Source organism: Nitrospirota bacterium, from assembly GCA_026387665.1.
Lineage (GTDB): Bacteria > Nitrospirota > Nitrospiria > Nitrospirales > Nitrospiraceae > Palsa-1315.
In genome coordinates this window covers 28638-43329 of sequence record JAPLLG010000008.1, presented here as the reverse complement: position 1 = coordinate 43329, position 14692 = coordinate 28638, and the positions used below count along the sequence as shown (strand labels likewise).

Here is a 14692-nt window from a genome sequence, read left to right as displayed (position 1 = left end):
GCCTCCTACTGATAGAAATAATATTGCATCGTCGCAATGGTGCTGTGCGGCCCTTGCATCTGCTCGACTTGGCGCTCGACATTGAGTTTGATCCAATGCAAGTTGGAATTACCGATGTCGTTCCTGAAATACCAGGAGATCTCGCCGATGATGGACGCATCGGCGCCCAGCCCCTCCTGCTGAAAGCGCCGATATTGCGTGGAGACGCCCCACTGTCGCGAGGCGTGAAGATATTCGGCTTGATAGAGCTGCGTGAACAGATTGCTGGACAGATCGCGGCCTCCGCTGAGTTCGGACGTGACAGTGAGCAGACCGGTCGGCACCGCCTGTCGATAGCGGCCATCGAGGCCGACCCGCTTCGTCTCCACGCGATTCTCGTTCCCTATGTTTACGGCAAGAATGCGACGGCGCGTGATGGCATCGGGAGACAATCGCTCCCCTCCCAGAATCGATAAGCCACCTTCCAGCCCATATTCGTAACTGTACTTATTCGCCAAGCTCAGCCTGATTGCACCGAGTCCACTCTGGCCTTTGAATTTGAGATCGTACCCGGAGCCGGCCAAATAGTAGACGTCATAATTCACATCCGGACTGATCGCGCCCCAGAATCCTGTATACCAATCCCGCTCAAATCCAAAGTTACGGTCATTGGACAGCTGAAGCACCGTGCCATGCGTATCGGTCTGAAGGTTAAGCCCGAACGGCACATAAAACCGGCCGGCGCGAAGGTTGAACCGCCCGACCGTATCGCCACGCTGTTCATCGCTCAACAGAGGATTGAGCACGTTGTACAGGTCCAGATAGGCGTTGTGATACTCGAATGCCCAGCCGGGCCGACCCTGGCCCTCCATATCGTTCTGCACGGGGTTGAATCCATCTCGACGGACCAACCGCCCCTGGAAATCGAAGCTGGCCAGGGTCGCAGTCGCCGTCGAGAACTTCTTGAGCGCCTCGAAGCCAACAGACTGGCGGCTGGCGGTCTTGCCCCGCTCGTTCATGTCGAACTGCGACATGACTTCCTTCCTGAATCCGAAATTCTCGGTCAACAATGTCTCTCGCCATGAGCGAGAAGCCTGTTCCGGCGTGGCCTGCGGCGCCGGAAGTTCGGCAAGGTCCGCGAACGGGTCTATTTCTGAGCCGGCAGCCGTTTCCTTCCTCTGCTTCTCGTCTGATGGCGCCGCAGATATCGATGGCGCGCACAGGCCAATCGCAACGAGCGCCACTGCCGCGGCAAGGAATTGTTTCTGGATCTCGAAACGCACCACAGATTCCTTGCCGCCAATGACCTGCCAATTGCGCGCGGCGCCCATGAAGACTGCTTTACGAATGCCCCCTCATGTCTCGATGCGCGCCTGCGATCACCTCAGCCTCTTCAGCCGCCTTGGCATAGATGGCCGCGAGGCTTTGGCAGTGCTGGACCATATCGATCTTGGGGGACATCACTCCGCGCGAACCAGCTTCAGGATTCTTCTGATACTCCTCCGCCATGACCAGCATGTCCTTCGCGCGCTGGCGGAGATGGGCGGCCTCCTTCACATACCAGGTTTCCAACCCTGCGTGGTCGTTCTTGGCAACCAGGTCTTGAGGCGGACTGGCAATGACTGCGCATGCCACGACTCCCACCATCATCAGAACCGCAACGAGACCTCTCCATACGTTCTTATTCTTCATCATGATTGCACCCTCCCTTGTTAGACGCATTGGGAATGACCGCCCCAGTTCCATCACGTTCGAAGCCTTGTCTGCATTCCGGTGTTACGCGCCCACGAAAATGAGACAGCAGGCCGGACTCGAAACCGAGCATCGGGCAGCACAGGTGATAGCAATGGAACGACTGCAAGGAATGGACGGAAGACGATCAGATGCGAAGCACAGAAATCTTAAGCAGGAGATCCCGGGGAGGACTGCCCGGGAGAGAATCATGCAAACGGCTGCTGTGTGAGATGCGGGCGACAAGAAGAGCCAACGAGGCGGTATCTTCAGAGCAGATCGAGTGACAGTCCCTGGAGAGGTGGGGCTTATCGGCGGATTGTACGCCGAGTGTCTTAAACGCATCGCAGAACTGATAGACAGGTGGTTCATCTGAAGTTGAACAGCCATTGCCCATGGCACCAGCCATAGCGCCATTCACCGGCAGAAGACAGGCATAGGCATTGAAGCTCAACGCGAGCAGGAGCGCGACGAGCGTGCAAGCTAGAGCCGAACGGGAGCGATGGGACCGTACTTGCATGGCGCCAGTCTATCCCCCTCCATCCCGGGCGTCAACGGTGTTACTCATACACTTTGCCACGAGGTACAGGGAATTAGAATCGATCGAGCAACTGCTGTTTCTTGGCTCGGTATTCTTCTTCCGTAATCAACCCTTGCGCCTGCAGCCGTTTCAGCACCTGCAGCCGTTCTTCAAGGGACAAGGGGGGAGAAGCGATCTTGGGAGCGCGAGCGGGCGATTGAGTCCCGGCTGAGGTTTCCTGGGAGTCTGCCACCGCAGCCGGCTCTCTTAAGAGGAGCGCCTGATAGGCAATCGCCAGTTCAGAGGGGGGCGAAGTCAACAGACTGGGAGCGGAGCCGGATTCTCGCACGATCGTCTGATGGCGGCCCGCGACCAGATCGTACGAAGGACCGGCGTCTGGACGCAGCGGGCGCTCCCACAGCAACTGGCGCGTACTGGGCATCGTGACGGCCTTCCGATAGTTGGCTACGACGAGATGCAGCGCGGTCCTCTCCCGATACCATCCGCCGGTGGTGAGCTCCGTGAGTCCCTGTGAGGTCGTGCGACTCAGTCCGAACACGACCCATTCGTTGGGTTGCGCGTGAGCAAACGCTTTACTCAAGGTCGCGCTGAGGTAGGTGATGTCCTCTTCGGTGAAGGCCGACAGTACCGGTCCTTGCGGCACGGGAATGATCAGCCCATCGGCCTGACGCTGGACATGCAGTGCCGTGAGGATGGCTGTCCAGTCCTCAGGGCTCAAGACGAACGGATGTGTGAACCGCTGGGAGCTCACCAGGCGATCGTCAGCCGTGGCGGCTTGCAGCCGGACGAAACGGTCCGCCTCTTCGCACTGTCCACAGGCGATCCTGGTGGCTGGCGCGGCAGCCACAGACACTCCGCCGGTTAGCAGCAGCAATCCTGCCATCAGACACAGACCGATTGAGATGTGTCTTCCTTGTAATAGTAATACGCGCATCACCGTTCTCACTCTTTCTCGGACGCTGGTGCAGATTTGCTGCTCAATTAGCTCTGACCGTCAGTGTGCCTCAATACGCAAAATCAAATCCGACGAGCATGGTCTGGCCCAGCAAATCGCCGCCTGCGGTACCGACTCCCTTCGACCGGTAGGTATTGTATTCGGCATGCAGTGCAATATCGGTCCGATTGGACTGGTGGATGTAATAGCGGGCCAGGACCGTATGGGAGTCTACGTTATTGTAGTGCTTGGCGAAGGTCGGGTCACCCTGGCGCTCGTTCCGGATCACATCATATCGATAGGAAAATAACCAGCCCGGCGTCTCGAACACCGGAAACAGCGTCGGATACCAATCCAATTCGGCGAAAGCCCCGTTCCAGGATGCGTTCTGCGCGTTGACAATGCCTTGCGACAGGAACAAGTTTTTGCTGTCGTTGCCATGCATCAGGGCGCCAAAAAGGTTCCACTGGCCGTCGAAAGTGAGGCTCGCGTCCACTCCAAGGCGGCTGAACGGTTGTCCGCTCCCGGCCACCGCCTGACAGGTCGGACAGGTGGCATTCACCACGGTGGGGGCATTCCCATAGGCGCCAAAGAGTCCGATCCGGTGACCGGTCACGATGCCGTAGCCTCCGAACGACTGCGTCATATGGCCATAGAAATTCACGTTGCGGCCTCCCGTCCCGCATGTGGTGCCTTCGGCGCAGCCGCTGAGCGGGCCGGAGAATGTGTTGGTCGTCAGTGCTGCAAGGCTGTACCGGAAGTAGCCGTCGGTCACGGACGTTTTCTTGATGCCGCTCAACTCGCCGCCCGGCTGGTTTTCGCCGATCGCAAAGGAGTTGGGATTGCGATAGGAACTGGTCGAGGTCCCGCTAATGGTCGAGGTGTAGGGCGTGCCAGGCAGGTAGTGATACATCACAAACCGCGAGTTCAGGGTCGGGCTCCGCTTCTCGCTGAAGGGTACATCCAACTCGAACTTGCCGACCCGCAGATTAAGCAGATAGTCGCCTGGCTCGCTCTTGACGCCCACGAACCGTTCCAGCCTCATGAGCCGCACATAGGCCGCCTCCAGATCGCTGTCGCTGGCGCCGGTCCCGAACCCGGCGCTCCCCAAGCCGGGGGTAAACACGATCCCAAAAGCAATGTCGCGATGGATGGTTCCGAAACTTAAGATATCGAGGCCGGTGAAGCCGAACCCGCCCGTCGTGACGCCAGAGCCATCAGTTTTGACGTTCGCCCCCTGATACCCGACCGTCGTCCGGAATGAGAGGGGCCAGTAGCCCATGGTGATGCCCTCATGGGTCGGCAAGTCCTGGTCTGCCCCCAACTGATAGCCCTGATCGCGGAAAACATTCCCGAAGTCGTTCAACTTCGGGAAACCCGGAACGTGGCAGACGTTACAGGAAAAACCGTACTTGCGGGCAAAGGCCGGAATCGCATTGGCATTCTGGACCAGACCGCTCCATTCATAACTCAACAGCGCAATTAGCCCGAGCGCCACGATGATGAGGCTTTTCGTTCGAAGGTCCTGCATGATTTATTTCTCCTGACAGCTGAAACGTGAAAGGCCAGGGTCAGCCAGTCCCACCGGAATCGCCTCGGCGACAAGAGCTTGGCCGGCACTTCCTGGGAAGCAGCATGAGCGTTGTTCGTGAAATTGTGACATGAGGCGCTTACGCTCCCGCCTTGCAGAAGGTCCGCACATAGGCGACTAGTTTCCAGCCTTCGTCTTCGCTGAGCATGTGGGGAATAAGGGCCTGCATACCGGTCCCCGGGCTGCCGTATTTGATGATCCAAAAGAGCTCGCCATCATCGCGTTGCTGTTGGAACGCGCAATCCGTGAAGTTGCGCGGAGGATGTTTGGCCTGCATATGGCTCGCGGGGCCATCGCCTGCTCCGCCCATCCCGTGACAGAGAAAACATTGGCCCTTGCCTTCGTAGAGGGCTTTCCCTGCTGCCACGACATCTGCATCAGCGGTCCGCGTATCGCCGAACGGCGCCTGCAAGGCTTTGGCCTCTCCCGAGTGGGCCGTAGGTACTCGGTCCTCTGCTGGCGGCTGAGAGGTACAGGAGAGCGTGACGACTGCGAGCAGCAGTCCCACGACCAGGGCGCCCTGAGCCACGAATCTGTTTTTCATCGTCATTGTGCGTCCTCCTCGGGTAACAAGCGCTGCGTCATCGTGATCGAGAGCCGATCCCACTCTGGCCACCGCGGCAGACTTCGTCACAGTTCGCCGAATCAACAGGGGTCGCTCCTTGCCACGGACAATAAAAAAGCCCAAGGCGCCTTGTGGCGCCTTGGGCTCTGGACTATGGGTTCTCTGGCCTAAATCGAATGAGCGTATGAAATTGTCTCGCAGATTAACGAGCCAGCCGACGGGAAGTCAAGCGGCGGGTGATCGACGGCTCCGGTTTTGACTTTCGTGACTGCGAAGCCAGGGTGAGAAGGCGCTGATTCAATAATGCCAGGCCAGACCAGCCGAAACGGCCCTGGGGCCGCCAGGCGTAAATTGCAGTCCATTCACCGGGGCTGCATCCGTGGCGAGCTTGGTTTCATAGGCTAGCTGCGTCTGCCGCCAGGAGACATCCATTAGATTTTGAATACTGAAAAACCCTTCTATGTTCTGCCACCAGCCCTTCGAGCGCGGACGGTAGCGAGCCACGAAGTTGAAGATGGTCCAGGGCTGGGCATTGATGCTGCGATCCTGCATCAGAGGCCTGGCCCCCAGATGCACCATCTGCAGCGAGGCGGCCAGCCCCATCGGCAAACGCGCCGTCAATTCGCCATGTCCGGTCATGGTCGGGGCCTGAGGAATCGGATTGCCCGTCTCGCGAAACTCCGCCGAGTTCAGCGTCGCACTGCCGGAGAGGGACAACCAATCCAGCAACTGAATGCGGCTGCCGAGATCCGTGCCATACCGGCGCGTGGCACCGAGAATCTGCGTCGTCCCGAGGTTGCCCTGATAGACCAGCTCGGAGGTCAGGTCCATAAGCCAGAAAGAGGCGGAGATCTCAAACCGGTCCCACTGTCTGGTGCGAAACCCCGCTTCGTACCCTGTCGCCTTCGGCAGGGCTTGGACGTTGGAAGAACCCACCACCGCTCTCGCGTCGTTACTGTGGAAGCCGGTTCCGGCATTGAGAAATATTTCGGTGCCAGCCCAGGGACCGAGAATCAGGTTTCCCTTGGTCGACGTGATCATTGCATCGGCGCTCCCGCTCGGATTTTCTGCACAGCTGCCCTGACAAAGATTCCGCACGTTGAACTGAAAGAAATCCGCCCTCGTCCCTCCCGTCAGCCTGGCCCAGGGCATCGGCTGAAATTCCAACTTGAGATAGGGCGAATAGGAAGCCTCATGGATCTTGCTATCCGACGTGGTCCCGAACAGGACTCCTTGCCGCTGACGGCTCAGACGGACATGGGCCTCATCCACGCGAGTCTGCATGCCCACCGTGGCAGAACTCTCGATGTCCAGCAGCTTCCCGCTCTGGCGATAGCCCAGGTCCCCTCCATAGACATAGCGCCGATCGGCCTGCTCGATCCCATCGCCATTCGTCGAGTCATCGACAAAGAAGGTGAAATCGGAGATCAGATTCAGGGAATAATATTGGAGATAGGTTTCGGCGAACAGGGTTCCGCCTGACTGGGTATCGTAGCTGTAGCGCACATGGCCGGTGGACCGTTGGGTCTTGCCTCCCTGGTAACGATCAATCGAACCGAACCGGGAGATGAGCCCGGACTCCACGGCACGTAGCGGAATCTCCCCGGGGCTGTTCCAGCGGCCCTGGTAGTAGGTGCCAGTGACCGTGAGTTCAGAATGCGTGGTCGGATTCATTGTCGCTTTGGCCAATCCGTTAATCCGGAGAGCCCGGTTGGGATCGACAAAGGGGCCATCGGTATAAAACCCTTCCAGCGCGACCAGCGAACGGACCTTGTCCTTCGTGGGAGAGAACATCAAGAGCTGCCGCTGGGTATTGAACTGTCCGCTGGAAACCTGGACCACCCCCTCCTCGACAACATCCCTGGTCACAAAGTTGACCGCTCCAGCCGTAGCAAAATCACCGAACTGGACCTGATAAGGCCCTTTATAGGCATCCACTCGCTTCATTGTTTCAGGAATCAGAAAGTTCAGATCGAGGTAGCCCTGACCGTGGGCATGACTGCGGAGATTGATCGGCATCCCATCCAGAAATCCGGCGAGATCGGTCCCGTGATCTGCGTCGAACCCGCGGAGCAAATAATTATCGGGCTTACCAGGCCCTCCGCCAGGGTTGGTGGTGATGAGGCCCGGCACCAGGCGCAGCAAATTCGCCGGCCGATCGGTCGCTTGAAGTTCGATATCCTGTTCCGTGACGGTATATTGAGACGCGGCCTCGAAGTGCGAGTCATGCGTCGCCCTCACTTCGACTTCCGGAAGGATGATGGATTCATCGGGCTCTTCCGTATGCCCCCATGAACTCCAAAACATCGCAAAGACAAACACGATGATCCCAAGGATCTGACGAAACACGACTCACTCCCCTTTGCTCCCGAAAGGTTTAGGTGGAGGCTCCAGACACCCAGGTTTCCTGACTCTCGGCTCGTCCTACTCTCTGCGCCTTCCCATCCTTGCGGACAGTGGTCGATTGCAGATTTCGTCCCCGATCACAGTTGCGGACCAGTGGCGGCTTCTACCGCGCTTCCCTTGGGGTACATGGGCTATCAATTCATTGGTTTGGAAATATTGCTGCTATCGCAAGCCTCCTTTCAGTTACGCCACCCGGCACTTGGCTTTTATCAGGGCTGTCATAAAGGCCAACGACACAGCGCCGAGCACCATGATCGTGAGACCCATATCGCTGATCGGCAGAGCAAAGGAAGTAGGCTGGAGCAACTTGATAATTCCAATGACGTAGGCCAAGCCCACGACCGTCAGGGTCATCATGCGGTTGCCCTGGATGGCCATCGTGGTGGCAGCCAGATACATCCTCCGCACGACGAGTCCATTGATCGAGTCTGTCACCACCATCCCCAAACTGAAGGCGACACCGATCAAGAGCGCGCCAAACAGGCCATAGCCCATCGTTCCTGCTAGGGCCCAGGCAGACATCTGACTGGCCGTCTCGAACCCCAGCCCGAACAAGGCGCCGATCGGCACGGCGCTCATCGGATGAGTAATGTTGAGCAGCTGCCTAGGCAGGAAATGGCCAATGATGCCATGGCTCGGAGCCGTGGCTCCACCCGGCAATGTGACCAGCCGCACCAGATTCAACGTCCCGATGGCAAAGAGGAGGAGGGCCGACAGGACCCCGCTGACTTGCAGCACGGAGTTGCTAAAGGATTGCAGATACTCAGCCGCCAGCGCGATCAATCCCGCAATCAACAAAACGGACAGCGCATGGCCGAATGCGAACCAGGTTCCCACCCAACGGCTCATTCTTGGATGCCGATCGACCGAAGCCCTCGTCATGCCATCGATGGCAGTCAGATGGTCAGGATCGGCTCCATGGCTCAGCCCCAAGGCAAAAGCCAGCCCCAGTAAGGGCCACAGACTACCGTCGGCTGGATTCATAAACACCCTTGTCGATCATCGCGCTCAACCGAAAAATAATGATGTATCGTTCACCTGGGAGAAACAGAACAAAGGCCGGTGAGACGCCAGAGCAGCTCGCAGTCGATGTGCGCTCGCACCACCGATTCCAGCCGGTCATATTCCTCCTGCTTCGAAGGAATGCGCTGAATCGAGGCGGGCGCTGAAAGGCCTTTGCGCCGCCGCAGAAAGGAAAGCGTCCGTCCCCTGAGCGATTCATTCTCGAACAGGCCATGCAACATGGTCCCCACCACCAAACCCTCGCGACCGATAGCCCCGTCGCTCCGCACCTCCGCTCGCCCGTTCCGCGAGCAAATTTCGAAGGGGCTCGCCTGCCGGTTGCCTGGCTCCACCATCCCCATGTGGATTTCGTAACCTCTGATCTCCTCGTCGAGGGCTGCGCCATCGGTGAGGAACGAGGAACGCAGCACATGGGCAACAACTTGCGCCGTCATTTTCTCACGCTCGAAACTGGTCCGTAGCGCCAATAGACCCAACCCCCGCACCTGAACTTCAGAAGATTCCACTCCATGGGGATCATCGATGACTTCACCTAACATTTGGCAGCCGCCGCAAATGCCCAACAACGGCTGACCCTCCTTGGCACGCGCCTCGATCGCGCTGGCGATGCCGCTGGCCCGGAGCCAGGCCAGATCCGCCACCGTATTCTTCGAGCCAGGCAGAATCACCAGATCGGCGCCTGCAATGTCATCCGGCTGGCCGACGAATCGCACGACGACCCCAGTCTCATGTTCCAACGCTTCGACATCGTCGTAATTCGAGATGTGCGGCAATCGCACCACCACGATATCGAGCTCCTGTTTGGAGGGTCTACGGCGTGCCATCCTTGCTTCGAGCGATACGGAATCCTCGTCGGCAATACGGAGGTCCTTGATATAGGGCACCACGCCCAGCACCGGCTTGCCGGTGCGCTCAGTGAGAAAATCGAGCCCCGGTGTCAGCAACGCCAGATCGCCTCGAAACTTATTTACGACGAAGGCTGCGATCCTGGCCCGCTCGTCCTGCTCCAGCAATTCCATCGTCCCGACAAAAGAGGCGAAGACGCCGCCCCGGTCGATGTCCCCCACGAGGAGCACCGGCGCATCCGCCAGTTTGGCCACATGCATGTTGACGATGTCGCGGTCCTTCAAGTTGATCTCGGCCGGGCTTCCCGCCCCCTCGATCACGACGAGGTCATAGTCCGTTCTAAGCCGCGCGAGCGATTCCTCGATCACCGGCATGAGGCGCGGTTTATAGTCGTGATACTCCGTCGCGGTCATGCTGCCGATCGGTTTGCCCTGCACCACGACCTGGCTGCGCCGATCGCCTTCCGGCTTGAGCAAGATCGGATTCATGTCCACGGATGAGAGAATGCCCGAGGCCTCCGCCTGGACCGCTTGCGCCCGCCCGATCTCCAGACCATCGGCTGTGACGGCTGAGTTGAGCGACATGTTCTGCGACTTGAATGGCGCGACGCGCAATCCTTCGCGGCGGAAAAATCGGCAGAGGGCCGTGACCAGAAGACTCTTCCCGGCAGAGGAGGCAGTCCCCTGAACCATGATGGTGGGGGCCAGTCCGCTCACCGGACCCTCCTCGCATGGGCCGAGCAGGCCTGCACGAAACCCTGCGCCAGGATTGGATTCGAAGCCCAATGGGCATGGACATAGGAGGCCAGCGTATTGCCCTGACGATAGCCCTCTTGAAAGACCTCGCCTCCGCGGCGACGACGCACGTTGTAGGTGCACTCGATCGACGCCGGAAGACGAAAGTCCGAATAGCGAAATTGATGGCCGCGGAACTTTAGGCCGGCTGGACCGAGCATCGTGTCGTCTTTTGTTTCCACCTCGACATAACCGAGCGCCTGTAAACGATCTTTCATCTCCGCTTCGCCTGGAATGAGCCCCACCATGGGATGCAACGTGCCATCGAGCGTCCTGATGCCATTGGACAAATACATAAGGCCGCCACATTCGCCATAGATAGGCCCTTGAGATTCGGCAAAGGACCTCACATCCTTGCGCATCGAAAGATTCCGCGACAGATCCTCCGCATGAACTTCCGGGTAGCCGCCCCCGAAATAGAGACCGTCCACATCGGGAAGGTGCGCATCGTGAATGGGGGAAAACCGCACGAGCTCTGCGCCGAGGTTCTCAAGACGGCGGAGGTTGTCGTCATAATAGAAATGGAAGGCCTCGTCGAAAGCAAGACCGATTCTGCATCGTGTCCCCTCCCCGACGATCCGTGCCGTCGCAGGAATTTCAGGAAGAGCCGGCGCGGATTGCGCCAACGCCACGATCGCATCGACATCGCACCACTCGCTCACCCGATCGCCCCAGGCCACGAAGACATCTTCAGGCACCGTCGCCCGGTCTGCGCTATGCAAACCCAGATGCCGGTCCGCGAAAGCCAAGGCTGCTTCCTTGGGCAACCCGCCCAAGACGGGGGGCTTCCCCTCCGTCGCCTTGCGGAGCAAATCCAAATGCCCACGGCTGCCGAGCCTGTTACAGATGAGACCGGAAATCTGAAGATCCGGATCAAAGGTCGAGAACCCTTTGGCCAGAGCCGCAATGCTGCGAGCCATACCCCCCGCATCGCAGACCAGCAGCACCGGCGCCTGGAGCCACTTGGCGATCTCGGCGGTCGAGCCTTCGTCGCTCGTCGGTGATGCCCCATCGAACAGACCCATCACCCCTTCGAGCAAGGCGATGTCGGCCCCTTGCGAAGCATGCATGAAGGTCGAAAGAACCGCCTCGCGCCCCATCATCCATCCATCGAGATTGTGGCAGGGAGCCGCAGCCGCGCGAACGTGATAGGTCGGGTCGAGATAATCCGGGCCGCACTTGAAGACGGCGACTCGCAACCCGCGCGCGCGCAGAGCCCGGACGAGCCCGACCATGACCGTCGTCTTGCCGACGTTGCTGGAGATGCCGGCAATGACGAGACGTGGAATCGTCACGAGTCGATCTCCGTCTGCGCCGGCGTGGCTTGCGCTCCGTCGATCCGGCTCGTTTCCAGCGCGTGGAGCAGATCAGGCCTGGGCCGCTCGTCCCACTTGTCATGAAACACCAACTCATGCAACGGCAGCCTGGGCAGCCAGCCGTTGCTCTCAAAAATAGGCCGTTCAGGAAAACTCTCCACGAACCCGACGCAGAGATAGGCCACCGGAATGATCCGCTCGGGAATTCCGAGGATCGTGCGGAGGACTGCCGGCTCCATGATGCTCACCCAGCCGACTCCGACCCCTTCTGCCCGCGCGGCCAGCCAGAGATTTTGAATCGCACAGCAAGTGCTATAGACGGCGGTTTCCGGAATCGTGTTCCGTCCGATCACCGTCGGCCCGAACCGCTCCTGATCGCAGGTGACGCAGAGGTTGAGGGGCGAATCGAGAATCCCCTCCAGCTTGAAGGAGAGATATTTCTCGCGGCGCTCCTGGTCGAACGTTTCTGCTGCGCGCAGCCGTTCGACCTCGACATGGGCTCGCACCTTGGCGCGGGTCTCGCGATTCTCCACCACGAGAAAATTCCAGGGCTGCGAAAGCCCGACCGATCCTGCCTGATGCGCGGCCATGAGGATGCGAGCCAGGGTTTCGTCAGGAATGGGATCAGGAAGAAAGGCTCGCATGTCGCGGCGGCGCGTGATCGTTTCGTACAGGCCCCGGCGCCAGGCTTCCGGAAAGGCATGATCCGTCATAGTTTCCCCACCATCGACCGAACAAGAGAGACCAGCGATGCCACATTGTCTTCCTCAGCCAGAACCACAGATTGAGCCCCGCATTGGCGCGCCGCTGCTGCGGTCTGAGGCCCGATCGCCGCCATCGGCAAACCCAACAGAGCCTGGCCGAAATCGCCCGACAGGACGGTGCGAGCCGCAGAGGAACTGGGCAGCACCACAAGATCGATCGGCGGCAAGGGAGAAGTCGGCATCCGATGCACATACCGATAGGCCGCCACCGCTTCGACCTCCGCGCCGATCTTCGTCAGTTCATTGCGTAAGTTGGGACGGCCCTCCTCCGCTGTCACGAGAAGAAATGGCCCCTTCTGAAACAACACCGACTGCTCTCCCACCGCCTCCTGACAGGCGCCTCGCAGAGCCACAACAGACTCGATGCCATGCCGTGACAGGGCCTGCGCCGCCGCTGCTCCAACCGCAATGACCGGCAGGTCGAGGGTGGGAACATGGGACAAGACCGCATCGACACCGGCAGCACAGCCGAAGACGATGCCGCGGAACTCATGGAGCCGAGCCAGGGCCTTATCGATGGGAGAGCCTCCGTTCAACGAGACTGCTTCGACCTCGGGGATTTCCAGTACCTCTGCTCCAAGCGAACGGAGTTCCGCTGCCATCGCAGAGAGGCCCGGGCGAGCGCGGGCAACGAGCAGCCGCCGTCCCACCAAAGGGCGACGCTCGAACCAGGCAATCCGTTCACGCAATCCAACAACATCGCCGACGATGACAAGGGCCGGGATGGCGAGATCGACATTTCGTATCTTCTCTGGAAGGGTCGCCAGGGTACCGACAATGACATGCTGTTCTGGAGTGGTGGCAGAGGCGATATAGGCAGCGGGAGTCTCAGCTGAGCGGCCTGCCTGGATCAATCGCTGAAGATTCGCCGAAAGTTTTCTGGCCGCCATGAAGAGCACCAGGGTGCCCTTGCCGCTAGCGGCCTTGGACCAATCAGTAAGACTCTGGCTCCCCTCGACATCATGGCCGCTCAGGAAGGTCACATCGGAGGAATGCAGACGATGGGTCAATGGAATCCCCGCATAGGCTGCTGCGCCAAGGGCGGATGAAATACCTGGAACGATCGTGCAGGGAATGCCTGCTTCCGCCAGTTCCTCCGCTTCTTCCCCGCCTCGCCCGAAGATCAGCGGGTCTCCCGCCTTCAATCGCACGACTGTCCTGCCAGCCTTGACGCGAGCCAGCACCTCCGGATGCAATCGATAGCCTATCGCTCCCTCACCATGACGCCGGCCCACTGATAGCAGCTCAGCCTCAGGCCTGACGAGAGAAAGAATAGCTTTCGAGACTAGCTCGTCGTAGGCCACGACATCCGCGGCCCGCAGCAGTTCCAGCGCACGGACCGTGAGCAGGCCCGGATCGCCAGGCCCTGCCCCCACCAGATAGACCATGCCTGCTCGAGTCTCTGGCTCAGTCGGCACGAATCTCTCCTTGCTTCTTCACAACAGGCTCACCCTTCCGGAACCGATGGGTAAACTCCGGATCGTACAACTTCGAATTGGCAAACTCGGTGGCCGTGAGGACACGCCCCACCAACACCATCGAGGTCGAGTTGAGCTTGGCCGCCTTGGCCTTGTCGGCGATATCAGCCAGGGTCCCGGTCACGATCACCTGATCGGGCCAGGAGGCTTTATGAACGATGGCCACGGGACAATCAGCTCCATACGAGGGAGTCAGGGACCGCACGACATCCTTGAGAAGCGTGATGCTGAGAAACAGTGCCAACGTCGCTTGATGCTTCGCCAGGTCTTCCAGCTTTTCTCCCTCCGGCATCGAGGTCCGTCCCTCCGCCCTGGTCAGGATCACCGTCTGAGACAATTCTGGAAGGGTGAGTTCACGGCCCAGCGCCGCAGCCGCTGCGGTGAAGGAGGAGACGCCGGGAATGATCTCGTAGGCAATGCCCAACTCTGTCAGTCGGCGCATCTGCTCGGCGGTGGACCCGAAGATCATCGGATCTCCCGTATGGACCCGCGCCACATCCTGATCCGCATCGCGGGCTGCCACGATCACCTCGACGATCTGTTCGAGCGTCATCCCCGACGAGTCCATCACCTTGGCGTCGGGCCTGGCATGGGCGATGACTTCTTTAGGGACCAGCGATCCTGTGTAGAGCACGACGGGGCAGGACGAAATCAACTCCGCCCCGCGAAGCGTGAGGAGTTTCGGATCGCCCGGACCTGCTCCAATAATATAGACACGCATCTA

General features: G+C 59.5%; 12 protein-coding genes and 1 riboswitch. All 12 genes read right to left on the bottom strand.

Features of this window, described 5'->3' with window-relative positions:
* Nucleotides 1-5 precede the first annotated feature (5 nt).
* Nucleotides 6-1310 carry a hypothetical protein gene (locus NT179_07610; protein MCX5721881.1) on the bottom strand — a complete coding sequence of 435 codons (1305 nt, stop codon included), beginning with the start codon at nucleotides 1308-1310 and terminating at the stop codon, nucleotides 6-8.
* Between the two features lie 10 nt (nucleotides 1311-1320).
* Nucleotides 1321-1674 carry a hypothetical protein gene (locus tag NT179_07605; protein MCX5721880.1) on the bottom strand — a complete coding sequence of 118 codons (354 nt, stop codon included), beginning with the start codon at nucleotides 1672-1674 and terminating at the stop codon, nucleotides 1321-1323.
* A gap of 629 nt (nucleotides 1675-2303) precedes the next feature.
* On the bottom strand, nucleotides 2304-3134 hold the full coding sequence (locus tag NT179_07600; protein MCX5721879.1) for an SHOCT domain-containing protein: 831 nt from the start codon (nucleotides 3132-3134) through the stop codon (nucleotides 2304-2306).
* A 121-nt stretch (nucleotides 3135-3255) separates the two neighbouring features.
* Nucleotides 3256-4716: a hypothetical protein gene (locus NT179_07595; protein ID MCX5721878.1), complete on the bottom strand. Its 1461-nt coding sequence runs from the start codon at nucleotides 4714-4716 to the stop codon at nucleotides 3256-3258.
* A gap of 139 nt (nucleotides 4717-4855) precedes the next feature.
* Nucleotides 4856-5320, bottom strand: a complete 465-nt coding sequence (locus tag NT179_07590) for a c-type cytochrome (GenBank protein ID MCX5721877.1) — start codon at nucleotides 5318-5320, stop codon at nucleotides 4856-4858.
* Between the two features lie 318 nt (nucleotides 5321-5638).
* Nucleotides 5639-7690: a TonB-dependent receptor plug domain-containing protein gene (locus NT179_07585; protein ID MCX5721876.1), complete on the bottom strand. Its 2052-nt coding sequence runs from the start codon at nucleotides 7688-7690 to the stop codon at nucleotides 5639-5641.
* A gap of 51 nt (nucleotides 7691-7741) precedes the next feature.
* A riboswitch (cobalamin riboswitch) is annotated at nucleotides 7742-7866 on the bottom strand.
* A gap of 64 nt (nucleotides 7867-7930) precedes the next feature.
* Nucleotides 7931-8731 (bottom strand): hypothetical protein, encoded by an 801-nt coding sequence (locus tag NT179_07580; GenBank protein ID MCX5721875.1) that lies wholly within the window; start codon nucleotides 8729-8731, stop codon nucleotides 7931-7933.
* 50 nt (nucleotides 8732-8781) lie between these two features.
* Nucleotides 8782-10308 (bottom strand): cobyric acid synthase, encoded by a 1527-nt coding sequence (locus tag NT179_07575; protein MCX5721874.1) that lies wholly within the window; start codon nucleotides 10306-10308, stop codon nucleotides 8782-8784.
* Nucleotides 10309-10328: 20 nt separating this feature from the next.
* The gene (locus NT179_07570) at nucleotides 10329-11705 is read right to left on the bottom strand and encodes a cobyrinate a,c-diamide synthase (protein MCX5721873.1); all 1377 of its coding nucleotides are present in this window, start codon (nucleotides 11703-11705) and stop codon (nucleotides 10329-10331) included.
* The gene (gene bluB, locus NT179_07565; protein MCX5721872.1) at nucleotides 11702-12439 is read right to left on the bottom strand and encodes a 5,6-dimethylbenzimidazole synthase; all 738 of its coding nucleotides are present in this window, start codon (nucleotides 12437-12439) and stop codon (nucleotides 11702-11704) included. Before bluB ends, NT179_07570 begins: the two co-directional genes overlap by 4 nt.
* Nucleotides 12436-13908, bottom strand: a complete 1473-nt coding sequence (gene cobA, locus NT179_07560; GenBank protein MCX5721871.1) for a uroporphyrinogen-III C-methyltransferase — start codon at nucleotides 13906-13908, stop codon at nucleotides 12436-12438. The genes bluB and cobA overlap by 4 nt, the downstream gene beginning before the upstream one ends.
* On the bottom strand, nucleotides 13898-14689 hold the full coding sequence (cobM, locus tag NT179_07555) for a precorrin-4 C(11)-methyltransferase (GenBank protein MCX5721870.1): 792 nt from the start codon (nucleotides 14687-14689) through the stop codon (nucleotides 13898-13900). Before cobM ends, cobA begins: the two co-directional genes overlap by 11 nt.
* Nucleotides 14690-14692: the final 3 nt, after the last annotated feature.